Origin of the sequence: Sulfuriroseicoccus oceanibius, assembly GCF_010681825.2 — a bacterium.
Lineage (GTDB): Bacteria > Verrucomicrobiota > Verrucomicrobiia > Verrucomicrobiales > SLCJ01 > Sulfuriroseicoccus > Sulfuriroseicoccus oceanibius.
In genome coordinates this window covers 611,447-636,376 of the sequence record NZ_CP066776.1, presented here as the reverse complement: position 1 = coordinate 636,376, position 24,930 = coordinate 611,447, and the positions used below count along the sequence as shown (strand labels likewise).

Here is a 24,930-nt window from a genome sequence, read left to right as displayed (position 1 = left end):
GCAGCGGTAGAATCTACCCCACTCTCTCGGTCGGGCGTGCTTTAAGGAAATCGAGCAACTCACCTGCAGTCAGTGTAGCCGTTGCCGCCTTCTGCACGATCACGGCGGCCGCTGCGTTCGCCAGTGCGGCGCAATGCATCAAATCCAAGCCAAGCGCCATTCCGATCGCCAGTGACGCCCGCACGGTATCACCACAGCCCACAGCGTCCACCGCCTCCACCTTGTGACCGGCCAACGCAAAGAACTCGCCCTCAGCGTCCACACCACAGATTCCATTCGCCCCCAGCGTCACCACTAGGTTCTTGGCGCCGATCTGATCACGCAGCTTGCGCGCCATTTCGGGCAACTGATCAGTCCCCTTGAACCCAGGCAGCAATGCCTCGGCCTCGACCTCGTTCGGAGCCAGCACATCCGCCTCACTGAAAAGCTCGCGGTTCTTCGGCTTGAAATCAACCACCACCGGTACTCCCGCCTCACGGCAGCGTCCGATGATCTTCGACGCCAGCTCGGGAGTAAACACCCCCTTGGCATAGTCACTCAGGATCACTGCATCGAGTTCACCCAAACGCTCAGCCACCTCACTGCCCAACGTCAACGCGACCTCACGCCCAATCGGATGTGATGCCTCGTGGTCCTTACGCAAAATGTACTCGTCGTCGATATACAGACGCGTCTTGGTCGTCGTCGGTCGCGACGAATCACGGATCAAACAATGGTCGATCGCCAACTCATCCGCCATCGCGCGCAATGTGTGCCAATGACCGTCGTTGCCAGCCAACCCAATCAAGGAAGCGTTCGTTCCCAAGGTCGCAAGGTTGGTCGCCACATTCCCCGCTCCGCCGAATGTCATCACCGATTCGTGCGCAGTGTAGGCCCGCTTGCCCGGCTTCTCGGAATCAATCGGCCGGCTCTCCGCCGAGTTGCAGAAATCAAACACATCCAGCATCACATCGCCCACCACCAAAATGCGCAGGGACGAAAGCTTGGATACGGCATCGACGAGAACGTCGTTGGAAAATACAGGTGACATGGTGAAAATCTACCGCCAGGCGGAATCAAAAAATCTGAGCCCCTCACTCACCTCGATCAGTGAGCGGCTCTCACAAAAAAGATAAGCAGGCTACTTCTTCCACTCGACCTGCTTCAGGCCCGACACATCCTCTGTGAACGTATCCGCCGGGATCGATGCCTTCTTCGCGATCTTGGAAAACTGAGTGATCACTTCCGACTTATCGCGGAAGGCAATCTCATAGCCCGCAAGCATCTGACGCTTTTGGTCAATGTAGAGCACCAAACGATCCACCGCAGACGCCGCCTTGCGATCCTTGAGCTTCAGCACCACACCCGTCAGGGCCGGATTCACAGCAACCTCGGTGAGCCCTTCAACCGAAGCGAACTTCTCGAACTGCTCAAGAGAGGTCGGCAAGCCGGTTTGCAAAAACATCCGCTCGGTTTCACTGCCTTCCTCAGTCGCCACAAGCTGACGCTGCTTGTACTCACCTTTGGAGGGACGGATCACGGTCACCGTTTCGTCAGTATAGATCGCAATGGTCTTTGGCGGATCCCCGATCTGCCAGCGCATATTGCCGGACTTCACCAACCAAAATGTGCCGGTACTGCGCATCGGTTTACGCAATCCACGCAACCGTCGGTCCTGCACAAAGCTTACCTCCACAGCTTCGGTCTCCTGCTGGGCGGCAATCCACTCGGTCATCACCTCACGGGCGTCGGCCTGATTCGCGGCGACCGGACCGCAGAAAAGAGAAAGCACCAACAAAACCAATACCGTGGCTTTCCCCAATGAAACATGATTCGCATGCATAACGCCGCCAACCTAACCCTCACCAGCCAGCAATCAAGGCTACAGCGCGTCCCTTTGCGCACTTCTCCACCCGTGACTTCCCCATAACTCCTATAACCACTATCAGACCTGTTTCTCCACCTCCGTCACACACGGCCCCGCCCAGCGCATTCCTCCGCCCTCACCTCCCGAGTTCAGGGCAAAAAAAATCCCCATCTCCTATTCGGAGATGGGGACCATCAAGTTCTGGCGGCGACCTACTCTCGCATGGCCTATCGCCACACTACCATCGGCGCAACGTCGTTTCACTTCCGGGTTCGGGATGGGACCGGGTGGGACCAACGTGCTATAGCCACCAGATGGCAGCCACGATTCCAATTCAATCGTTTCGTGGCTGGTAATCTGATGACCAGTTGCCTGGTTTCAGAACTTGATGAAAAAAGATCAACGCGAACAACTCAGTCTGAGCTGACGTGTGAGTGAACCTCCTTGGGGTGATTCACTGATATCTGTATGCAGAAGAGGTAATAAGAAACACAATCTTGTGTCTTTCGATTCCCGTCATTCCTGACGCATGTTTAGAGAAATAAAACCAATCTAAACAAGAAGAACAAGTCGAACGGATGATTAGTATTACTAAGCTGAACATGTTGCCATGCTTACACCCGTAACCTATCAACGTGGTGGTCTACCACGATCCTTCAGGGAAAATTAGTCTTAGGAGGGGCTTGGCGCTTAGATGCTTTCAGCGCTTATCCTTTCCGCACTTAGCTGCCCAGCAATGCCCTTGACAGAACAACTGGAGCACCAGAGGTGCGTCAAACTCGGTCCTCTCGTACTAGAGTTTGAACCCTTCAATTTTCCTACGCCCACAGAAGATAGAGGACCGAACTGTCTCGCGACGTTCTGAACCCAGCTCGCGTGCCGCTTTAACCGGCGAACAGCCGGACCCTTGGGACCTTCTCCAGCCCCAGGATGCGACGAGCCGACATCGAGGTGCCAAACTTCGCCGTCGATATGAACTCTTGGGCGAAATCAGCCTGTTATCCCTAGCGTACCTTTTATCCGTTGAGCGATGGCAATTCCACATTCAACCACCGGATCACTTTGACCTACTTTCGTATCTGCTCGACTTGTGGGTCTCACAGTTAGGCTGGCTTATGCCAATGCACTCGAAACGCAATTGCCAACTGCGCTGAGCCAACCTTCGCGCTCCTCCGTTACTCTTTAGGAGGATACCGCCCCAGTAAAACTGACCGGCTGCCATTGTTCCCCTACCTGATTCAAGGTCAGAGGTTAGATTTTCCAATACCAAAGGGTGGTATCTCACTGGCGGCTCCACATATCCCTAAAGATATGTTTCAAAGCCTCCCACTTATGCTGAGCATTGAAACCGAAAAATCAATAACAGCGTACAGTTAAGGTGCATAGGGTCTTTCCGTCTTTCTGCGGGTAGACGGCATCTTCACCGTCATTACAATTTCACTGAGCATCTGGTTGAGACAGCGGCCAACTCGTTGCACGATTCGTGCAGGTCGGAACTTACCCGACAAGGAATTTCGCTACCTTAGGACCGTTATAGTTACGGCCGACATTCACCAGGACTTGGGCTCGGAGCTTCGCTCGAAAGCTAACACCTTACCGTAATCTTTTGGCATTGGTCACGTGTCACATCGTATACGTCGACTTTCGTCTTAGCACAATGCTGTGTTTTTGCTAAACAGTCGGTTGGCCCGGTTCACTGCGGCCCCCAATAAAGGGGCACCCCTTATCCCGAAGTTACGGGGTCAATTTGCCGAGTTCCTTAACCAGATTTCACTCTTACGCCTTAGTATACTCAACTCACCCACCTGTGTCGGTTTACGGTACGGGCTCCTTAGCGTACCCCGCGACTTTTCTAGGCGGTTGGATCATGAAGGTAGGTTCAGCCGAAGCTTCCCCTCTGCCACTTTCAATCGGCATTATCAGTCACCACCCGCGTCCTCGCGGATTAAGGTTCGGAGGTGCTGGAATATTAACCAGCTATCCATCGCCTACGCCTATCGGCCTCGGCTTAGGTCCCGACTAACCCTGGGACGAAAAACGTTGCCCAGGAAACCTTGGGTTTACGGCGGACGGGGATTTCACCCGTCTTATCGTTACTCATGTCTGCATACTCACTTCCCAACACTCCACCGTCAGTCGCCATCGGGCTTCAATGCTGTTGGGAACGCTCCCCTACCACACTTCTAAAAGAAGCATCCAGAGCTTCGGTATACCGCTTGATCGCCAATTATTTTAGGCGCAAGATCTCTCGATGAGTCAGCTGTTACGCACTGTTTAAATGGTGGCTGCTTCTAAGCCAACATCCTCACTGTCAAAGAAATCTCACATCCTTTCCACTGAGCGGTATTTGGGCACCTTAGCTGCTGATCTGGGTTGTTTCCCTTTCGACTATGAAGCTTATCCCCCATAGACTCACTGCTGTGTTTCACCCCACGGTATTCGGAGTTTGATTGAGTTTGGTAACCGGGTATGGCCCCTAGCTCATTCAGTGCTCTACCCCCGTGGGTCAGCACACAACGCTGCACCTAAATGCATTTCGGGGAGAACCAGCTATCACCGGGTTTGATTAGCCTTTCACTCCGACCCACAGCTCATCCGAGCGTTTTTCAACACACATCGGTTCGGTCCTCCACTGCATTTTACTGCAGCTTCAACCTGGCCATGGGTAGGTCACCTCGGCTTCGGGTCCAGCGCCAGCGACTATGTCGCCCTATTCAGACTCGCTTTCGCTACGCCTCCGTCCCGGAAGGACTTAAGCTCGCCACTGGCACTGACTCGCAGACTCATTAAGCAAAAGGCACGCCATCACCCCATAAAGAGGCTCTGACACCTTGTAGGCATGCGGTTTCAGGTTCTATTTCACTCCGCTCGCAGCGGTTCTTTTCACCTTTCCCTCACGGTACTTGTTCACTATCGGTCACCAACTAGTATTTAGCCTTACGCGGTGGTCCGCGCAGATTCACACAACGTTTCACGTGTGTCGTGCTACTCAGGAACATCCTAGGGTTTCTTCAGATTTCGATCACGGGGCTATCACCCTCTATGACGCAACTTTCCAGATGCTTAATCTATCGTCAGAAATCCCACATCGGAGTCCTACAACCCCAGGAGCAAGCTCCTGGTTTGGGCTCTTCCGCTTTCGCTCGCCACTACTTACGGAATCGATTCTCTTTCTTTTCCTCCGGTTACTGAGATGTTTCACTTCACCGGGTATTGCGACCTCTTGCCTATGTATTCAGCAAGAGACGACTGAGTATTATCCCAGTCAGGTTACCCCATTCGGAAATCCACGGATCAAAGCTTATTTGCAGCTCTCCGAGGCTTATCGCAGCTTATCACGTCCTTCATCGCCTGTTGGTACCAAGGCATCCACTGCATGCCCTTATATACTTGTTCTCTTGATTTAGATCAGTAAGTAACTCACCTCCTCAAGGGAGGATCATTACAAAATTTGCCGTTGTTAGTATTTCTACTAGACGTCAGGATAGAAATCATTGTCACACAATGAAATTGTATTTCTATATTACTTTTTATCCTGCATACAGATATCAAAGAACCATCTCTTTTGGATCACCATCGTTCCACTCAAACCAACAACGTCTCAATAAATGGTGGGCCAGACAGGACTTGAACCTGTGACCTCACGCTTATCAAGCGCGCGCTCTAACCAACTGAGCTACAGGCCCTTCATTTGGCGTAGCTAGTAGCTGGCAGCTAGTAGCAAGGTTTCCCTTCCTACTCTCTACTTCCTACTCGCTACTTGAAGACGTTGGTGGAGGCATGGGGATTCGAACCCCAGACATCCAGCTTGCAAAGCTGGCGCTCTACCAACTGAGCTATACCCCCGTTGGAAAACGGTTTTTGTGGAAGGAGAAGTAAAGACTAAAATGTGCACTGCGCGATTCCAAATCGCACTCAAGGTTGTGAGTTGTCAGTTCATTTCTTCCCTGACTGCGCCAGCTTGTTTCCAAACTTATGCTGCAAGCAGCACTTAGGCGTCGACCTATTTGCCGGATGATTCCGTGAGACGGACCGGTCAAATTACTCCTTAGAAAGGAGGTGATCCAGCCGCAGGTTCCCCTACGGCTACCTTGTTACGACTTCATCCCAGTTACCAACTACACCTTAGGACCGAGTTGCGATACTTCGGGTGCGGTCGGCTTCCATGATGTGACGGGCGGTGTGTACAAGACCCGGGAACGTATTCACGGCGCCGTAGCTGATGCGCCGTTACTAGCGATTCCAGCTTCATGTAGGCGAGTTGCAGCCTACAATCCGAACTGAGCCCAGTTTTGTAGATTTCCTCCACCTCGCGGTATCGGTTCTCATTGTACTGAGCATTGTAGTACGTGTGCGGCCCTGGGCATAAGGGCCATACTGACCTGACGTCGTCCCCACCTTCCTCCCAGTTGATCTGGGCAGTCTGACTAGAGTCCCCACCATTACGTGCTGGCAACTAATCACAGGGGTTGCGCTCGTTGCGGGACTTAACCCAACATCTCACGACACGAGCTGACGACGGCCATGCAGCACCTGTGCACGTCCAACCGAATTGACAGTCTGCTTTCACAGACCTACGACGGCATGTCAAGCCCAGGTAAGGTTCTTCGCGTTGCATCGAATTAAGCCACATACTCCACCGCTTGTGCGGGTCCCCGTCAATTTCTTTGAGTTTTAGTCTTGCGACCGTACTCCCCAGGCGGCTCGCTTAACGCGTTAGCTCCGGCACGAAAGGGGTCGAATCCTCTCACACCAAGCGAGCACCGTTTACTGCTAGGACTACCAGGGTATCTAATCCTGTTCGCTCCCCTAGCCTTCGTATCTCAGCGTCAGTAAATGTCCAGAGTCTCGCCTTCGCCACTAGTGTTCCTCACGATATCCACGCATTTCACTGCTACACCGTGAATTCCAGACTCCCCTCCATTACTCTAGCGTGGGAGTATCGGGTGCAGTTCCGAGGTTGAGCCCCGGGCTTTCACACCTGACTTTCCACGCCGCCTACATACGCTTTACGCCCAGTGATTCCGAACAACGCTTGGGACCTTCGTATTACCGCGGCTGCTGGCACGAAGTTAGCCGTCCCTTCCTCTCCAATTACTATCAAATACTACATCTATTAAACATAATACCCATACTCATTGGTGACAGGAGTTTACGACCCTAGGGCCTTCATCCTCCACGCGGCGTTGCAGCATCAGGCTTTCGCCCATTGTGCATGATTCTCGACTGCTGCCACCCGTAGGTGTCTGGACCGTGTCTCAGTTCCAGTGTGGCCGGACATCCTCTCAGACCGGCTACCCGTCGTTGTCTTGGTAGGCCATTACCCCACCAACAAACTGATAGGCCGCGAGCCAATCTCGAAGCGGCAGGCCCGAAGGTCCCTACCTTTAGCAAGAAATGGAATCCCATCTCCGCCACATGCGGTATTAATCCAACTTTCGCTGGGCTATCCCGCTCTTCGAGGCATATTACTCACGTGTTACGCACCCGTTCGCCACTAGGAATGCATTTAGCAAGCTAATCACATTCCCCGTTCGACTTGCATGTCTTATCCACGCCGCCAGCGTTCGTTCTGAGCCAGAATCAAACTCTCCATAAAGAAATTGGTATTGGCGTATTGCCAAAAAGTTTTCAGTCCGATCAAGCAGCTCCACAGCCACTTGCCAGACCCGTGCGATAAACTTGTCACCGCACAGTACACATTTTAGCCTTTTCTTCTCCAATTCATACTGACACTCTCCGGTCAGCACGAATCCAACTTTTCAAAAGATCTCACACGCTCGGACATAAAAAACGATCACCTTCGCTCAACTCTCGTTGAAGCAGCAGGCGATCGACTTCGCGTCGTTCGCGTCCGGCTCGTTCCGGCCGGGCTGGAAGTATACTCATACGAAAACCGTCCGCAACTCATTTTGAGGTGAAATGCGAGGTTCATTCGCATATTCACAGCAAATGATCCACACAACGCACTGAACCACAAGAGCGTACACACGATCAAAGCGCACTGAGAAATTCCCGTTCACGGCAGTAGGACCACGCTTCACTCCCCATGCGTCCGTCATCGGGGCACAACAAAGGCCGCCCCGAGGGCGGCCTTTCGGTCAGAGACAAGGGTGCGACACCCATCCCAATCTGAGTCGTCTGCTCTAGCCTGCTTCACCGGCCGGCTGGCCACCCATTCCCTTGAGTCGTTCACGGTGCATCACGAGCCACCAGGCAGGGAGGAAGTAGACCGCAAAGACCATGATCAAGAGGATCCCGATGGCGCAAACTCGCCCGAGACTAGCAACTCCCATGTTGCCGGCCAACGCGAGCGATCCGAATCCCGATGCCGTGGAGAGCGCACAGAACAGAAGAGCCTTGCGCATCCCGCGGCGCACCGTCGGCATGTGACCATTGGTACGACGAAGCGAGAAAACCATGTGGATGGTAAAGTCGAGCCCCGCACCGAAGAGAAGCGGAATCCCACAGAGGTTGATGAAATTCCAATGCAGGTCGAGCAGCTGCATCACTGCCAACAGAGCGAGCCCACTCCCCAACATCACGGCCAGCGCGAGCGCGATGTCCTTCCAATCGCGGAAGACAATCGCCAACATCACCAACAGCACGACCCCTAGTGGCAAGAAAACCCTGGTGAAGTCCTTGCCCACCACGGTCAAAACCGCCGGCCCGATCGGCTCCCATCCGGCGAGATACTGATTGTCATTCTGGATCCCATCGGCCCACGAGTAGTCGAAAACCCGCACCTGCGACGCATTCATCGCCTCAACCGAGCCCAGCAACGCCACCTTGTCGCCATTGTGCCGGGCAAACACACGATCCAGGCCGCTCCGGTTGAGAACCGCCCCTGCCTCCAAGGCCTCGGGGCGAATATGGATCATGGCATCCCACGCATCGAACACAGCGGAAGCCAATCGGATCGGGGCCTCGTCGAACAAACCAGTCCCACGCAGACTCGCGAGAATGCGCTCACGTTCACCGAGCAATTGCCTGACCGCATCAACTTGGCGCCCCGCAATCCGATAGCTTGCGACCTTTTCTTCGGCCTGGGCCTGCTCGATATCTTCGACCGCATCGCGGCGCACATCCCACAATGCATCAGGAGTATCGGCACTGATCACGTAGCCGACTGTGGGCTTATTATCAGGGCGAAGCTGACGCACCATTTCGTGGTAAGCGTCCAAGGCATCGCTGGACTTGGCGCGCAGCACCATGAAATCACGATCGATCTTCGGCATCCCGCCAAGCAGCAACACCACAGCACACGAGAAGAAAATCAGAGGCGACGCCCACAACCTTTTATGACCACCGGTACGGACGTGCTTCCACGGACTGACCGACGGCAGACGCCCCGGCTTCAACCGCGAACAAATCCAGGCAAAGCCGCCCAACATCACGATCGCTCCCACCGCGATTCCAATGGCGACCAAACTACCCAACTGCGAGATCCCCGGCACACTGCTGAAGTTCAACGCGAAGAACACCGCGCCGGTCGTGGCAGCCGCCCAAATCACACTCGGCCCCACCCCTCGCCACAGATCCTTCACCCCGGCCGTGCGCTTTTCCGTCAGACTCTCGCTAAAGATGACCACCCCGTAGTCCACCGCCAACCCGAGCAGGATCGCGGCAAAGCCAATACTCAGGATACTCATGTTGGGCATCAGCCAGCCCGCCAAACCCAACGTCACCAAAAACACCACCGCCAACGCAGCAAGAAGCCAGAGCAACGCGATGAAGCGCCGATGAAAAAGCGCAAACAACACCATGATCAACACGGTCGTGGAAACCACAGAGCGCCCCAAATCACGGCGCATCCCGAAAAGCGTGTCACGCAAATACGCCGGCTCGCCGGTGATACTAAGGGTTACTTGCGGCAGATCGTTCGCGGCGCGCTGCGACACCCAGGCATCTGTCACCACTTTCACGCGATCGACCCACTCCACCGCTTCATCCGCGGTGATCGTTTGCTTGGTGGCCCGCACCGAGAGCAAGCGGTAGCGCCCGTCGGAGGAAACGTTGACCGTGCCCGACGTCGAACTCGCCGGCTCGAGTTCACGCACATCGAGAAAGCCGAGTGGGTCCGCCTGAATGCGCATGGCATCTTCCACTTCGCCGTACTGCAGTTCTTCTTCGAGCCCCGCAAGATGCTTCGAGAGTGCCTCCGGCTGAAACCGCTGAACCAGCACATCCATGCTTTCGTCGCTACTATTGAGCCACGTATAGGCGAGCAACGCGGCACCCGCCTCTTGCTGTGCCTGTGGTAGGTCGAGCGCATTGCCGCCCTCCAACTCGGTGAGCAATTGCTCCGTATCGTTTACCGCACCGACGAGTCCATCGTGCGCTTTGAGTTCGGCGGTCAGATCAAGAGCGGCCTCTCGGGTGGTCTCCTCGCTCGCACTGTGCAAGGTGAGCAAAATCTCTTCGCGCTTACCGAAAGCGCTGCGCAACAACTTCAGACCTTCCACCTCCGGCAAGCCCCCGGGCAGCACAGTCTGGCCATCACCGTCCAATCGGATCCGCCCAACACCCATGCTGGCGAACACCAACACCACCCCCAACAACAACAAAACCACCGTGGCAATTTTTCGGCAAATAGGAGGAGAACAGGACATAGATGAAAGATGGCCACGCTAACCAACACAATCCGTTGGCGACTGCACGCGAAAATGCACCATAGCGCAAATCCAAGAACGAAAACCACGGAATCTTCGTGAAATCTTCAACGAATCGAGGCTCACCCTGTGGGCAAATTGGCAATACGTTCAGCTAAACCCAGCGCTCCGCCCACTTTCTCCTGCATCTCCCGACATGCTCCATATCCGCGGTTGGCATCGCGGCGGAATCGGTTACGCTGTGCGTCCCTATACTAGAGACACCATGAAACCGGAATCGATACGTAAATACCGTCCCTTCCCTGCGGTGAGCCTGCCAGACCGGCAGTGGCCTGACCGCGCGATCGAAAGCGCCCCAATCTGGTGCTCGGTCGACCTACGGGACGGCAATCAGGCACTGCCAGTGCCAATGAGCATCGCAGAGAAGCTGGAGATGTTCGACCTATTGGTGGGAGTCGGTTTCAAGCAGATTGAGGTAGGGTTCCCGTCCGCATCCGAGACGGAGTTCAATTTCCTGCGTCGATTGATCGAGGAAGACCGCATCCCGGAAGACGTGACCGTGCAGGTTCTCGTCCAGGCTCGCGAGCACCTGATCCGCCGCACCTTCGAAGCACTCGACGGCGCGAAGAGCGCGATCGTGCACCTTTACAACTCGACCTCGCCGCTGCAGCGCCGCATCACCTTCGGCAACGCCAGCAAGGAGTCGATCATCGACATCGCGAAAAAGGGCACCACGCTGGTGACCGAACTCGCCGCCGAAGCGGAAGCCAAAGGCAGCAAGATCACGATGCAGTATTCGCCGGAGTCGTTCTCCGACACCGAGCTCGATTACGCGCTTGAGATCTGCGAATCCGTGATGGAAATCTGGCAGCCAACTCCGGAACGCAAGATCATCCTCAACCTGCCGGCCACCGTGGAATGGTCGACACCAAACGTCCACGCCGACCAGATCGAGTGGTTCGGACGCCAGCTCAAGAACCGTGACAGCGTCATCATCTCGCTCCACACACACAACGACCGCGGCACCGGAGTCGCTGCCACCGAGCTCGGCCTGATGGCGGGCGCCGACCGCGTGGAGGGCACCCTCTTCGGCAACGGCGAGCGCACCGGCAACCTCGACATCGTCACCGTGTCGCTCAACATGAACAGCCACGGCCTCGAAACCGGGCTCGATTTCAGCGACCTGCCAACCGTGCGTGAAGTCTACGAGCGCACCACGCGCATGACCGTGCCGGACCGCTCCCCATACGGCGGCGAGCTCGTGTTCACCGCATTCTCCGGATCGCACCAGGACGCTATTAAGAAAGGCTTCGACCGCCGACTCGAGGACGAACGCGAAGCAGCGGGCGAAATCGTGCCGTGGGGTGTACCTTACCTCACCATCGACCCACGCGACATCGGCCGTTCCTACGAAGCGATCATCCGCATCAACTCGCAGTCGGGCAAAGGCGGCATCGCCTACATTCTCGACCGAGAGCATGGGTTTGACCTGCCAAAGACCATGCACCCGCAGGTCGGCTTGAAGATCTACAACCTGGCCGACGAACTTGGACGCGAACTCACCCCGGACGAGATCCGTGATGCGTTCTTCGAGTACTTCGCCAACGTCAGCGAGCCGATGTCCGTCGTCGACTACGAGCTCGACCACAGCGTCGGCGAGCGTGGCGAGGTCCGCTGCCGCGCCACCATTACCCTCAACGGGGAAAAGCAGAACATCGAAGGCCTCGGCAACGGCCCGATCAACGCCTTCGTCCAAGCGCTCGACAACGCGGGGCTCAAGCAGTTCAACCTCACCGACTACCGCTCGCACGCCGTACGCGGTGGATCGGACGCCGACTCCGCAGCCTACGTCCAACTCCGCCACAACGATGAGACCATCATCTGGGGTGCGGGCGTGGACCCATCGATTGAGATGGCCGGCCTCAAAGCGCTCGTTTGCGCCTGGAACCTACTCGCCGCCAAGGGCGAGTAAGCCTCCCCGGCAATCGTTTCACCCTGAGACGACATCATATTCACGGATAAAGAAAGGCGAGGGCGCAGGCCCTCGCCTTTCGCATGACCGGCCGGAGCGTCCCGAGCCATGACTCACGCGGTGACCACGCTGTCGCTAAGACGCAAAGGAAAGGAACCTGCCCGAAATACTCAGCAGCCCACACGGACCGCCGGATCGCCCCCGGCCATCAACAGGACGGAGCGCTTTACTCGACGGTGGGGACACCGTCACTCCATAATGTGCGGCAACGGTTGATGAATAGGTGATCCAGAGGAAGTGACGGAGTCATGCGATCTACGGCAGGAGTACAAGCGTAACCTTCGTCGATCGGTGAGCCTGTCCCCTACGCCAGAGCCAAACGAACTTCGGGATCTTTGGGTCTTTGCGTGAGCCTCTTCCTTTTCGTGCATTCTCGTGCTTTTTGTGGCCATCTGATCGGCGATAGGCTCTTGAGCCATACACGTGCAATTTCCATTCGCCCGTGAGCCAAATCGTGTTCATCCTAGCCACTCCCATCTAATCCCGCCGCACTGCCACTCGTCCTCCACCCGTGACCGAATTCGCTCCATCCTCCGCCGTCCGTGCCGACACCTTGCTCGCGACGCTCGACGGCATCCCGACCAAGCTGCGCGGCGCGATGGAACTGTGCGGCTGGGAGACAGTGGGTGATGTCTTGGCCCATCTGCCCCGGCGTTACGAGGACCGTCGCTCGTTCAGCCGGTTTCCCGCCGACCCGACCGACGAGCCCGTCACCATCCACGCCGCAGTGGTCGACGTGACCACGCGGCGCTTCGGCGCCAGACAACAGATGTTCGAGGCCACACTGGCACCCGCCGAATCCGCCGGCATGCCGGGCCAACAAATTGTCGCCCGTTGGTTCAACCTCCCGTTCATGAGCAAGATCATTGCGGTGGGGCAGCAGATGGTGGTCTACGGCAAAGTCAAAGTTTCCGGCAAGCGGCTCGTCATCGACCATCCGGAAACCGAGATCACCGCCACAGCGGACCCGCTGGCCGACACCCCGCAGTCGAAGTCCATCCACCTGCGCCGCATCGTGCCGGTGTATCGGTTGAGCAATGGCTTGCAACAGCGGCCGCTGCGCGAGTTCGTCCACCGATTGGTCACGTCGATGGACCACACGGATCCGTCAGCGTTCCCGCAGATTGTTCCGTCCACAGTGACCAACGACCACGAATCCGGTCTCCCCGCACGCAGCCAACTGCTCGCCAACATCCACTTCCCGCCGGATTTGGAGGCTATCGAAACCGCAGGGCGCGGGCTGGCGCTGGATGAGTTGTTCCTCCACCAGCTCCACGTCGTCGACCGCAAGCGCAACCACGACCAACTGCAAGGCGCCCGACGCGCCGGCCGCGGAGAGTTGCTCGCCGACTTCGCAGCGGCGCTGCCGTTTCCATTCACCAATGCCCAGCGCAAGGTGATCCGCGAGATCCGCGCCGACATGAAATCCGGCCACGCCATGAACCGCCTGCTGCAAGGGGACGTGGGCTCGGGTAAAACCGTCGTCGCCATGGCCGCCGCGATGCTCGCGATCGAAGCAGGCTGGCAAGTCGCCGTCATGGCCCCCACCCAGATCCTCGCCGAGCAACACTATCTCAACTTTCAAAAGCTCGCCGCCAAGCTCGACCTCAGCCTCGCGCTGCGCACCGGTGCTGGTGTAGAGCAAACTCACGCGGGCGACCCACAAATCGTCATTGGCACGCATGCGCTGCTTTTCGACAACGACGAACTCCTCAACCGCGAAAAGCTCGGGCTCGTCGTCATCGACGAACAACACAAGTTCGGGGTCGAGCAACGAGCCAAGCTGCAGCAAGGCGCGGGCGGAGGCTCGGTGCCGGACGTGCTCGTGATGACCGCCACCCCGATCCCGCGCACCTTGCAGATGACCGTCTACGGCGACCTCGAAGTGTCGGTGATCGACGAGCTTCCCGCCGGCCGCGGGGCGATCACCACCGGCATCCGCGTGGCGCCGAAGATTCCAGACGTGGTCAAGTTCCTCAAAGGCCAGCTCGACGCCGGCCGTCAGGCTTATCTTGTGTTCCCGCTGGTCGAGGAATCCGAGAAGCTCACAGCCCAGTCGGCGGTGGCGGAGTTTGAAAAGTGGGCGAAGCGGCTGTCGAACTTTGAGGTCGGCCTGCTCACCGGCCGCACCCCGAACGACGAAAAGGAAGCGGTGATGAAACGTTTCCGCGACGGCCACATCGACGTTCTCGTCAGCACGACGGTGATTGAAGTCGGAGTCGACGTGCCGAATGCGTCGGTGATGATCATTCACAATGCCAACCGCTTCGGCCTGGCGCAGCTCCATCAGTTGCGCGGGCGCATCGGCCGCGGCGAGCACCAATCATTCTGTGTGCTGGCCTTGGATAAAAAGGACGCCGACTCCGCCACCAAGCTCGCCATTCTGGAAGAAACCCGCGACGGCTTCCGCATCGCCGAAGAAGACCTGCGCCAACGCGGCCCCGGCGACGCACTCGGCACCGCCCAATCCGGGCTGCCTGATCTCTCACCAGCCGCCCGTGCATTCATTGGCGACACCCGGCTCCTCGTCCACGCCCGCGAGCTGGCGGAACGCGTCCTCACCCGCGACCCGGAGCTCGCCGATCCAGCCCACGCCCACCTCCGCACCCACCTCACCCGCGACGCCGACCCACTCGGCAGCCGCTTCGCCAATGTGGGGTGAGGGTTGCGGGTGCGGCGGCAGTCGGAGTGCCCCCTCCTACTTCCCCAACTGCTTCTTAAGTTTCTTGAGCTCCGCCACGGCTTTGCGGCCTTTGCGATAGCGGTCAAGGAGGCTGTCGTGTTCTTTGGCGGCGGTGGCGGCGTCTTGTGGCACTTCGCGGTTTTCGGCATCGCGCAGGTATTCGAGCATCTGGCGTCCGGCTTTGAAGGCCGTGGTCTTTGGTTCTGCCAACGCAGCGGCAAAGCGCCCGATCGCCACAGGGTCCGGCGTGATCTCAGTCGCCGCCGCCTCGCGGTACAGCGCTTCAAGCTCCGCCACATGACGGTCGAACGAACAAACCTCACGCACGTGAGCCGTCAGCTCCGGAGCCTGAGCCGGATCCCATTCACGGATGCGGCCAGCGATGGCGTCCGGCGTGATCTCATCGCTCATGCAGTCGTAAAAGAAACTTTCGCGACGGAGTGCTTCGAAGTTCTCACGCGTCACGACCGGTCCGAGCCCGGGTTCACAGCAGACGATCACCCCACACCCACACGCCAGCGCTTCGAGCACCGCTTTGGATTTGGCAAAAACGAGATCGTACTCAGGCAGAAAGGCCTCGGGGTCCGGGCGGCAGTTACCCATGCCATTACCGATCACGTCGCACTTCACACCGGCCTTTTTACAGCCCTCCATCACGGCGTCCATGTAGTTCCCCGGCTGGGCGTAGTTGCTGAAGATCAGCGCTCGCTTCGGCTTGCGGCGCGGCTTGCGCACGGTGGCGAAGCGCTGCATGTCCACGGCATTGAGCACGAGTTGCAGCTTGGATTCCTCCACTCCACAGGCGAGGGCCCGTTGCACACATCCTTGATCCACCGCGGCATAGCGCACGACATTCGGAGCAAAACACGGAGCTTCCTGCCAAACCCGGGCGCCACGCACAAACGAGACCACCGGCACATCCGGCCAATGCATTGCCGCCAACGACGTCTCCCACTCGTGGTGGCCGTGGATCACATCCGGCCGGTCCGTCATTGCATCCAACGAACTCACCACCTCGACCCCAAGTGCCCTGAGATCGTCGGCAAAACTTCCGACCATTGGAGAATAGGCGGTGACCCGATGGCCGCGAGCGATCAGGTTGCGGCCGACCTCGCGCACGGCGATCTCGGTTCCTGCCGGGTACATCAGGGCGTTATTGGTGAAAAGGATGTGCAATGGGCTGCTCATGATCGTGCTCCACGGTTCGCGATCGGCCGCAGCTTGTCCAGCATCCGATTGCCGTATCTGCCGGATCTTGGCCCTGGACAAGCCCCGTGACCTTATCCGTTCATCACAGGGCCGACCCTAGGGTTGATTGCTCATGCGATCTCCGCTACGCATATTCGCGCATTCCCCGCTATCCACTATGTCATCCAGTACCCCTCCCGCCCAGCGTCCCCACGGGCTTCTATTCCTCTCCGGTTTTGATGAAATCCAGGAATACTACATGGAGTCGGCGGTGCGCCCATTCCTCGGATGGCTGGACCACTTTTTCGACCTGCACACTGTCTCACCGGTAGGTGACGAGGAGGTCCGCGAGACAGTGGAGACCCACGCACCCGAAATTATTCTAGCAGTCGATTTCAACAACGGGATCAGAATCCGCTGCAACCCGGAAGTGCTACGCGCCACCGCCACCGCCGCCGGCATCCCGATCGCTGTCGTCACGCTTGCCGATGGCCACGAACCAGCCCGTACCGATTTCATCCACACGCTGGAACTTCTGCAGCCAGACATCATCTTCGCCAAGCTCACCAACAAGCGCGAGATGCTCGGCAAGTGGGGCGCGAAGACCGCTATTGTTCCTCCGTTCGCATCGAAGGGTGTGTTCAAAGACTACGGCTTGGAGAAATCCATCCCAATCGCCATCCTGGGAGATGGTTTCGACGACGACGGCCATTCCAACCGCTACCCATGGCGCCGCGCGATCGCACCGGTGATCCGCCGCCATTTCCCCTCATTTTCCGCCCCGCGCCCGAAAGCCCAAAGCTTCCACAAATACGTCGGAGCCGAGTACGCCAAATTGCTAAACCGCTCGCAGTTCGCTCTGAACTGCGGCGCGTCTTTCCACGTGATCACCAAGAAAGCCTTGGAGATCCCCGCATCCGGGTGCTGCATGATCGCCGAGCGCATCCCCGTGATCGAACAAATGGGCTTCGTCGACATGGAAAACTGCGTCATGGCGGATGCATCCAACGCAGTAGAGAAGCTCACCGCTTTGTTTGCCGATCCAGACCGCATTGACCGCATCACCCGCGCTGGGCAAGAGCTGGTACAACAACAGCACAGCATCGAGGCACGCGCCCACATCGCAGATTGGCTGCGGACATGGCAATCGCTCACTGCCGACGAACGTATCCAGATGCGCCTTCACCAGCCATCGATCCTCTCCGCCCCGACCTACGTCCAGGCAGGTGCGGAGGAGCTGCCGCACTACTCGGCAAACTCACCATTCTCCCGCTGCGTGAACCGCTGTTTCCACGCGCTGACTCCAGACGCCTTCGATTTACCCGAGGCCCGCAAGCAGTTCGATCAGGCATGTGTTTATTACAAGGGCACTCCCGACCTACTCATGGCCCACACATTGCTGGATTTGCTCGATCCGAAGTCCACGGGAGAGGCTGCCTATATCGAGGCCAACCGCTTCGTCCAGCAAGCGCTCCACAAAGGAGCCGCACGCCCGGATCCCATCTTGTTGTCGCTCTTGCTCCTCGCCGACGCGAAGGTCAGCGGCCAACAATCTCCAAGCCCTGTCGCCTATGCCTTTCCAGATCTGCGGGGCACATGGCTTGACCACACACGCGCAGCCCTGAATCTACCAGCTGCAGATTCCTCGGCGTACCAAGCCTTTTCCGGCACCCCTCTTGCCAACTGGAGCGAGGACCAGGCGCGACGCACCATCGACTCTATCGTTTCCTCATTCCCAAAACCGCCATCCAGTGAAAAGCCGACGCCACGCACTGAAAAAGCGTCAGCCGCCCCAGCCCCCAAGCCGAGCTTGATCGCCCGCTTGTTGCGTCGTTGAGCCCACTCGATCTCCCCATGAACCGCCCGACTTTTCTCAGCGATCAGCACCCCCAATTCCGCCCGTCTGCCGCAGGCGAGCCTCTCGACATCGGCCTCATCCCTCCAGGCCTGAAGATGCCAAAGGCACTGAAATGGTTCGAGCGTATCCACCCGCCTGCCGACCTGTATTGCTGCCAAATCACCAAACAAAAGGGCGCAGTCCAGCGCAACCAGTCCCACTTTCTGGACAACGCGCCTGCTATCCGCTTCATCTACGGGCCCTCAGCCCGCCGCTGGGAAACCGCAGATACCGCTCGCGATGTACGCTATTGGCTGTGGTTAGGAAACCCAGCGTGGCGAATGGTCAGCTCGTTCCGCAATTTTCAAAAGAATCATCCCGTATCCAGCGAACGCGAGATCGCATGCGATATGACTCTGGGCGAGTTCCTGAACCACCAGATATCGTCCCCTCTCCACAACCGCCAAGCCCACTTCCTCAACTTGGACTCAAGCACGGCGATTGACTCATGGTTCTCTCAGTCAGTCCGCTGGGTCGGGCTTGAAGACCAAGAAGCCGCGTCGCTACAGGCCATGGAGTCTATATTCCAATCGGAACTCAAGGGATGGCGCCTCAACGAAGGCTCACCTCCTCCGTTCAAAGCTCCATCAAACCTGGAACTCACCCACGAGGATCTCGAGGCGCTGCGCCGTCACTGCGACCTGGACATTCACCTCTACCAGTTGGCATGCGCCAAACTAGGTGTCTCCCCGGCGATAAACCTCTAGCACCTGCCAAATCCGCAAACCTTTCCATTTCCTTCCTGAATGAATCTCTTTTCCAAATTGCGCGATGATTGGATGGTCCGCGAAGGCGCCACTCCAACAGACACCACGTACGACATCGCCGTGATTATTCCGGTGTACAACGTGGAGCGCTATCTGGAAAATTGTTTGGACTCTATCCTTTCCCAAACGATTGCCGATCGCATTCAGCTCATTGTCATTAACGACGGATCAACCGACGGCAGCGGCGCGATTGCAGATGAGTTCGCAAGACGCCACTCCAATATCATCTACAAGGAAAAGGAAAACGAAGGACAAGGGGTCGCCAGAAACCTCGGCATGTCATTGACCTCTGCACCTTATGTCATCTTCCTCGATTCCGACGATCGCATGCCGCCAGACGCATGCGAAGCATTGCTGCGCGAGATAATCAACACCAAGGCCGACCTGGTGCTCGGCCGGCCAATGTGGAAACGCGACGACGGCAGCGAGGATCCTTTCGGTTATTTGGACCATTGGTACGCCGGGGAGAACTGCGGACGCAATGTGCGGCGAAAGCCCGAACTCGCACTGACCCACCCCATCCCCGTCGCCAAGATCTACTCATTGGCCTTTTTAAAAGCGAACCAGTTGCTGTTCCCTCCGATTACCGGTGAGGACGCAGCGTTTGCCATGGCGGTCGTCGATCGCGCCAGAGACATCCGCATCATCGACCATATCGTATATTGGCGCACCGAAAGGGACGACCCCGCCAACCTCAGCGTGATGCAAACTTTCACGCTAAAGACCGCAAAGGATCGGATTCGGCTGATCCAGTTGTTTCTAGAATGCTACGATAAGTCGTCACTTCCCGCGGATGTTCTCAAACTGATCTATTCCAAAGTGCGATTGATCCTGTCCATGATCGACAAGATCGCCGACAAGGATGATCAAAAGACCGCCTTCCAGTTACTAGGAGACTGCCTGGCAAAGTGGGCGAAACCAAACGAACGGGAAATGCTAGTGGACCCGCTGCTGAGAGAGAGCGGTCATCCGGGGGGGCTACACGGATTAGCAATAGCCCCGAACAGCAACGAACCAGAGAACGCTGATCTCACCTCATTGAATCAGGTCAGCGTGATCGTATTGTGTAACCCGAAGTCACACACCACAGACGATCTCGCGCACACTCTGCACCAGATCGCAGATCAATCACGACGCCCGGTCGATGTGACGATCGTTGGCGCAGATTCCTCGCTCGCCACGAGGCCACTACCAAAGGGTTTGCCAACCAAGATGGTGACCACAGCCAGCCCGGAAGAGCTACCAACACTCATCAATCAAACCGCTCAGGGCGCCATGGGCGACTGGATCCGCATCGTGCATTGTGGGGATCCGCTGCCAGAACTCCAATTCGAGGAGATGGTATCAGCCGCTCACAAAAACGGATGCAGCGCCGTCTACGCGATGCCCCCGGAATACAAGAAGCAAAAACAGGCTCCGCTCGGAAACTTGTCCCGGGAGATCTTTCTCCAAAGCCCATGCGGAATCTCGTGTGCCAAGACATTAATGGTAACACGCGATGCCTTTCTTGCGATGGGTGGGATCGACAACACATTCGTAGAATTCGGAATCGAAAAGTTTCTAATCGACTTCTTCCACAAATATAGAGCATGCGGCATTCTCGACCCATCGCTGCCCGCACCAACTCCCCCCGCAGCGAAAATTGCTTTGTCTGCGATCGAAGATGAATTGGCAATGCTGACCAACACGTGGCGGACGCCGTTGATGGACTATCCGGAGCGCTTCAGAGCCGCCGTGGACCTGACCTGGCTTTGCCGCGCCACTCACATAGCTTTGACTCAAGGAGACTCTCACTACCTGACCAGGGTTATTCAGTTGCTAGAGCAGGAGACCCCATCCTTGTTGGTGCCCTACATCGGATGGTTGAAATCCACTCATCCCGAAGTCTACAACAGCCTACCGTCAGCATGGGTCCCCATCATCCCTGAGCGCAAAAAGAGCAAAAAGCTCTCAAAGCCGTCTACTCAAGACGAGCCAAAGGCTGCCACGGAATCGACACCACGCGAACGCCCCAACTGGCTCTCCCGACTGTTCGGAAAATAACCGCCAACCATGACCACTATGAGCATTCCCTTACGCACGTTCATCCGAGTTCCAAATTGGGGTGACCGATTGAGTGGCTGGATCGTTTCCCGCATGGGCGGCACGATTCACGAGGTGGCACTTGGCGCCGATCTCTCATCTGCTGCAAATGGGCCACAAAACCTGATGGCTATCGGCAGTGTGTTACAATCGGCGGATGACCACAGTGTGGTTTGGGGCAGCGGAATGATCAGCCCTGATCAACTGGGCAGCACCAAGGCGTCGTTCAGGGCAGTGCGCGGCAAGCTCACTGCTGCAGAGTTGGAAAAACGGGGCATCACACCGCCCACCGCGTTCGGCGATCCTGCCTTGCTGATGTCTCGGTTCTACCAACCCAACGTCCCGAAACACTACCGTCTTGGAGTCATTCCACATTTCGTAGACCGGGATCATCCGGTAGTGCAGCAATTGGCGAGCCTCCCTGATGTCACCGTGTTGAATGTCGCATCGGGGATCACAGACTTCGCCGATCAGGTCGCGGCGTGTGAAGCCATTGTCTCGACCAGTTTGCATGGATTGATTGCGGCTGATGTTTACGGAGTCCCGCGCTGTCAGTTGGTGCTCTCGGATCGCATCATCGGTGGCGACTTCAAATACCGTGACTACGCTTCGGGAGCGGGACTTGAGAATTGGCAAGCCCTTGACCTCTCATCCGCAGAGCACTATCCCGCTCTGGAGGATGTGCTGGAACGATGCGCGTTGATGACTCCGCAATGGGATGCCCAGGCATTGATCGACGCCTTCCCTTCCGACCTCTGGCCATCCCTCAGCCAGCCGTCCCCCGAGCAACTCGTGCGTCAGGACTTGGAGCGTCTTGAGCGCTTCGTGGCAGAAGCTTACGGACCGACCGGCTACGTTTCGACACTCGAAAAGAAGCTCGCCTCGAGCACCGAAAAGCTCACCTCACTCAAAACAAAAGCCTCCGAACAATCAGCAAAGGTTCAGTCGCTCAAGGCGAAATTGGACGACACCAAGGCCAGCGCCAAAAAGCTCCGGCAGTTGAACGCCGATCTCGAAAAGGTGCAGCGTCACCCGCTCCGCTCGCTCTTTCTCCCCAAGTCGTTGAAAAGGGCATCCCGTTAATATTCCACTCTGACCTACCGGTCTTTCATCCTCCCTTCATGGCTCTCTACACCGATCAGTTCTCGTCCAACCACGATACGCCAGGCAACGCGCCGCCAACCAAAACCTTGGTCATCGCATCGACCGGACGAAGCGGCAGCCACATGCTAGGCCATGCATTGCACCGCACCGGTGCCTTCGGCTACCCACTTGAGTATGCCAACCCGACCAACTTCACCGAGTGGGAGCGCAGGTTTGATACTTCCGGTGTGGAGGACACCCTGCACGAGATCCAGAATCGTCGCACGGCACCGAATGGGGTCTTCGGGATCAAACTTCACTATTCCCACGTGCGGCATCACGGTGGTATCCGCAGGATCGAGCGGCTTCTCCCCAACGCTCACTACGTGATCCTCACCCGTAAAGACCTCGTACGTCAGGCGGTCTCCCTCGCGGTGGCCCGTCAGACCGGCGTCTGGATCTCGGGAATGGAAGCCAGGAACTCCAACCCGACCTACGACTTCGACCAGATCAACCACTGCTTGCGTGAGCTGGTTTTGGACAATGCCTCGTGGCGCTACACGTTGGAAGCTGCCGCCCTGCCCTACATCGAAGTGAGCTTCGACGAAGTGAAAAATGACCTCGTCGATGTGGTCGGCCGTATCGCCAAGTTCGCCGGCATTGATGTTGATGCCTCGTCCCTCACCAATGAACACGCCACCAAAAAACAGGGCAACGAGTTGAACGACAGCTGGGTCAACCGTTTCCTCGATGAGTACGAGGAAGACCAACTGATCACCCGCAGTGGCAACGGAGATGTCATGCGTGCCTTGGAAACGGAACTCGAAGCCAAGCAAGGCAAACTCGCGGCAGTGAAGCAACAACTCGCGGAAGCCAAACGACTCAACGCCGAGCTCAAGCCCGCGCGCAAACAGCTGGACAAGATCGAACGCAGCGTGGAAAAAGCACTCCGCCATCCGATCCGCCGTTGGTTCCTGCCCAAATCCCTGCGCCAAACCGGCCCGGCAAATCCAACCAAATAGCGCACGAATCCGCCACATCCTGAAATCCATGCCACGGCGGCATTGACACGGAATGCCTGACAGGCGAAGCAAGCACAGCACACTCTTGGGAGCCCAATGCTCTCCTATTCATTTCTGGCCATGCAACTACTCGAAAAAATCCAATCCAAGGACGCCGTCATCGGCATCGTCGGCCTCGGCTATGTCGGACTGCCTTTGATGTTGGCATTCTCCGCCAAAGGCTACCATTCCGTTGGTTTTGATATCGACCAATCCAAGGTGGATTCCATCAAAGCCGGCGAGAGCTATATCGATCATATCGACTCAGCTCCACTTGGCACCGGGGTTTCGAACGGATTGATCGACGCCACCACCGACTTTTCGCGCATCGCTGAAGTGGACGCCATTATCATGTGCGTGCCTACTCCATTGGACGAACACTTGGAGCCTGACCTCAGCTACGTCACCAACACAATGGACGCCGTAGCCCCATACCTCCGCTCCGGCCAGGTGGTATCGCTCGAGTCCACAACCTACCCGGGTACCACAGAAGAAGAACTCAAACCGCGCATCGAAGCCCAGGGCCTCACGGTTGGAACTGATGTCTTTCTCGTCTACTCGCCGGAACGCGAAGATCCGGGCAACCCGGAATTCTCCAGTAAGAACATTCCAAAAGTCGTCGGTGGAACCACTCCAGCCTGCGCGGAAGTCGGCAAAGCCCTCTACGAGGCGGCCATCGCCTCAGTGGTCCCAGTCAGCTCAACTCAGGTCGCCGAGTTCACCAAACTTCTGGAAAATATCTACCGCGCGGTAAACATCGGTCTCGTCAATGAACTCAAGATCGCTGCCGACAAAATGGGCATCGACATCTGGGAAGTGATCAACGCCGCTGCAACCAAGCCGTTCGGCTTCAAAGCATTCTATCCAGGACCAGGCCTCGGCGGGCACTGCATTCCAATCGATCCATTCTACCTCACGTGGAAGGCGCGCGAGTACGGAGTACACACACGTTTCATCGAGCTCGCTGGCCAGATCAACCGCAGCATGCCGCAGTACGTTGTCCGCGCCACATCCGATGCCCTCAACCGCCGCAAGAAAGCAGTCAACGGTAGCAAGATCTTACTCATGGGCTTGGCATACAAAGAGGACGTCGACGACATGCGCGAGTCGCCAGCCTTCGAGCTGATGGACCTGCTGAAAGAGCAAGGTGCGGAAGTCGATTACTACGACCCCCACCTGCCTGTCATCACCCCGACCCGCGAGCACGCGGAATGGACCGGCACCCAATCGATCGAGTGGAACGAACAAGCCATCCGCGGCTACGACGCGGTTCTGATCTCAACCCACCACAAAGCCTTCGACCTCCAACAGTTGGTCGACTGGGCGGATATCATCGTCGACACCCGTAATGCGTTGGCGAAGTCCGGCATCGAACCGAAGGACGGGCAGCTCACAAAAGCGTAATCTAGTAGCGCTCACTCGCTGCGGCGGGGGAAAACGCAGGCTTGTTTGCAATTGCCGGGCGCTGGATCTCTTGAAAGAGTCCCAGCGTTCAGAAGAACAAACAAGTTATGCAAATCGTTAAAATCATTCTCGCACTATTTCTTCCACCCGTCGCCGCGTTTCTCCAGGTTGGCCTTTCGAAGCACTTCTGGCTCAATATCCTGGGAACTATTTGCGGCGCCCTCCCTGGTGTGGTCCACGCGCTGTGGCTGATCGTCAAAGACAAGCAGGCGTAG

At 57.1% G+C, this 24,930-nt stretch carries 13 protein-coding genes, 2 tRNA genes and 3 rRNA genes; 9 read left to right on the top strand and 9 right to left on the bottom strand.

Features of this window, described 5'->3' with window-relative positions:
• Positions 1-13 precede the first annotated feature (13 nt).
• The 8 genes from G3M56_RS02495 to G3M56_RS02460 all read right to left on the bottom strand — a co-directional run bounded on the left by G3M56_RS02495 (position 14) and on the right by G3M56_RS02460 (position 10,458).
• A complete protein-coding gene (locus G3M56_RS02495; RefSeq protein WP_164365677.1) occupies positions 14-1,030 on the bottom strand; it encodes a bifunctional heptose 7-phosphate kinase/heptose 1-phosphate adenyltransferase in 1,017 nt (338 codons plus the stop codon).
• A 90-nt stretch (positions 1,031-1,120) separates the two neighbouring features.
• Positions 1,121-1,822: a LolA family protein gene (locus G3M56_RS02490; RefSeq protein WP_164365676.1), complete on the bottom strand. Its 702-nt coding sequence runs from the start codon at positions 1,820-1,822 to the stop codon at positions 1,121-1,123.
• A gap of 223 nt (positions 1,823-2,045) precedes the next feature.
• A 5S ribosomal RNA gene (rrf, locus tag G3M56_RS02485) occupies positions 2,046-2,161 on the bottom strand.
• 246 nt (positions 2,162-2,407) lie between these two features.
• Positions 2,408-5,242: ribosomal RNA gene (locus G3M56_RS02480) — 23S ribosomal RNA — on the bottom strand.
• A 213-nt stretch (positions 5,243-5,455) separates the two neighbouring features.
• Positions 5,456-5,532, bottom strand: a tRNA-Ile gene (locus G3M56_RS02475).
• An 84-nt stretch (positions 5,533-5,616) separates the two neighbouring features.
• Positions 5,617-5,692: transfer RNA gene (locus G3M56_RS02470), tRNA-Ala, on the bottom strand.
• 206 nt (positions 5,693-5,898) lie between these two features.
• Positions 5,899-7,445, bottom strand: a 16S ribosomal RNA gene (locus G3M56_RS02465).
• The 16S, 23S and 5S rRNA genes sit together here with 2 tRNA genes alongside, the layout of an rRNA operon.
• A gap of 547 nt (positions 7,446-7,992) precedes the next feature.
• A complete protein-coding gene (locus tag G3M56_RS02460; RefSeq protein WP_164365501.1) occupies positions 7,993-10,458 on the bottom strand; it encodes an MMPL family transporter in 2,466 nt (821 codons plus the stop codon).
• Positions 10,459-10,723: 265 nt separating this feature from the next.
• Here G3M56_RS02460 and leuA point away from each other — a divergent pair, with 265 nt between their 5' ends.
• Both leuA and recG read left to right on the top strand, forming a co-directional pair.
• Complete coding sequence (gene leuA, locus G3M56_RS02455) at positions 10,724-12,430, top strand: 2-isopropylmalate synthase (RefSeq protein ID WP_164365502.1); 1,707 nt, start codon at positions 10,724-10,726, stop codon at positions 12,428-12,430.
• Between the two features lie 571 nt (positions 12,431-13,001).
• Complete coding sequence (gene recG, locus G3M56_RS02450) at positions 13,002-15,152, top strand: ATP-dependent DNA helicase RecG (RefSeq protein WP_164365503.1); 2,151 nt, start codon at positions 13,002-13,004, stop codon at positions 15,150-15,152.
• Between the two features lie 36 nt (positions 15,153-15,188).
• On the opposite strand, the gene G3M56_RS02445 is transcribed toward recG, so the two are convergent.
• Complete coding sequence (locus G3M56_RS02445; protein WP_164365504.1) at positions 15,189-16,361, bottom strand: glycosyltransferase family protein; 1,173 nt, start codon at positions 16,359-16,361, stop codon at positions 15,189-15,191.
• Between the two features lie 178 nt (positions 16,362-16,539).
• Between G3M56_RS02445 and G3M56_RS02440 the strand changes: the two genes are divergently transcribed.
• From G3M56_RS02440 to G3M56_RS02410, 7 genes are all read left to right on the top strand, one after another.
• The gene (locus G3M56_RS02440; protein WP_164365505.1) at positions 16,540-18,198 is read left to right on the top strand and encodes a glycosyltransferase family protein; all 1,659 of its coding nucleotides are present in this window, start codon (positions 16,540-16,542) and stop codon (positions 18,196-18,198) included.
• 17 nt (positions 18,199-18,215) lie between these two features.
• The gene (locus G3M56_RS02435) at positions 18,216-18,965 is read left to right on the top strand and encodes a hypothetical protein (RefSeq protein WP_164365506.1); all 750 of its coding nucleotides are present in this window, start codon (positions 18,216-18,218) and stop codon (positions 18,963-18,965) included.
• A 72-nt stretch (positions 18,966-19,037) separates the two neighbouring features.
• Positions 19,038-21,068 carry a glycosyltransferase family 2 protein gene (locus G3M56_RS02430; RefSeq protein WP_235203545.1) on the top strand — a complete coding sequence of 677 codons (2,031 nt, stop codon included), beginning with the start codon at positions 19,038-19,040 and terminating at the stop codon, positions 21,066-21,068.
• Positions 21,069-21,086: 18 nt separating this feature from the next.
• The gene (locus G3M56_RS02425; protein WP_164365508.1) at positions 21,087-22,190 is read left to right on the top strand and encodes a polysaccharide pyruvyl transferase family protein; all 1,104 of its coding nucleotides are present in this window, start codon (positions 21,087-21,089) and stop codon (positions 22,188-22,190) included.
• Between the two features lie 38 nt (positions 22,191-22,228).
• Positions 22,229-23,212 (top strand): Stf0 family sulfotransferase, encoded by a 984-nt coding sequence (locus tag G3M56_RS02420; RefSeq protein ID WP_164365509.1) that lies wholly within the window; start codon positions 22,229-22,231, stop codon positions 23,210-23,212.
• Between the two features lie 114 nt (positions 23,213-23,326).
• Positions 23,327-24,655 carry a nucleotide sugar dehydrogenase gene (locus G3M56_RS02415; protein ID WP_425508196.1) on the top strand — a complete coding sequence of 443 codons (1,329 nt, stop codon included), beginning with the start codon at positions 23,327-23,329 and terminating at the stop codon, positions 24,653-24,655.
• Between the two features lie 107 nt (positions 24,656-24,762).
• Positions 24,763-24,930: a YqaE/Pmp3 family membrane protein gene (locus G3M56_RS02410; protein ID WP_164365510.1), complete on the top strand. Its 168-nt coding sequence runs from the start codon at positions 24,763-24,765 to the stop codon at positions 24,928-24,930.

What these genes read in the sequence shown, in the direction of transcription:
- G3M56_RS02495 (WP_164365677.1), bottom strand. Translation starts at nt 1,030, where the DNA reads ATGTCACCTGTATTTTCCAACGACGTTCTCGTCGATGCCGTATCCAAG.
- G3M56_RS02490 (WP_164365676.1), bottom strand. Translation starts at nt 1,822, where the DNA reads ATGCATGCGAATCATGTTTCATTGGGGAAAGCCACGGTATTGGTTTTG.
- G3M56_RS02460 (WP_164365501.1), bottom strand. Translation starts at nt 10,458, where the DNA reads ATGTCCTGTTCTCCTCCTATTTGCCGAAAAATTGCCACGGTGGTTTTG.
- leuA (WP_164365502.1), top strand. Translation starts at nt 10,724, where the DNA reads ATGAAACCGGAATCGATACGTAAATACCGTCCCTTCCCTGCGGTGAGC.
- G3M56_RS02445 (WP_164365504.1), bottom strand. Translation starts at nt 16,361, where the DNA reads ATGAGCAGCCCATTGCACATCCTTTTCACCAATAACGCCCTGATGTAC.
- G3M56_RS02440 (WP_164365505.1), top strand. Translation starts at nt 16,540, where the DNA reads ATGTCATCCAGTACCCCTCCCGCCCAGCGTCCCCACGGGCTTCTATTC.
- G3M56_RS02435 (WP_164365506.1), top strand. Translation starts at nt 18,216, where the DNA reads ATGAACCGCCCGACTTTTCTCAGCGATCAGCACCCCCAATTCCGCCCG.
- G3M56_RS02430 (WP_235203545.1), top strand. Translation starts at nt 19,038, where the DNA reads ATGGTCCGCGAAGGCGCCACTCCAACAGACACCACGTACGACATCGCC.
- G3M56_RS02425 (WP_164365508.1), top strand. Translation starts at nt 21,087, where the DNA reads ATGAGCATTCCCTTACGCACGTTCATCCGAGTTCCAAATTGGGGTGAC.
- G3M56_RS02420 (WP_164365509.1), top strand. Translation starts at nt 22,229, where the DNA reads ATGGCTCTCTACACCGATCAGTTCTCGTCCAACCACGATACGCCAGGC.
- G3M56_RS02410 (WP_164365510.1), top strand. Translation starts at nt 24,763, where the DNA reads ATGCAAATCGTTAAAATCATTCTCGCACTATTTCTTCCACCCGTCGCC.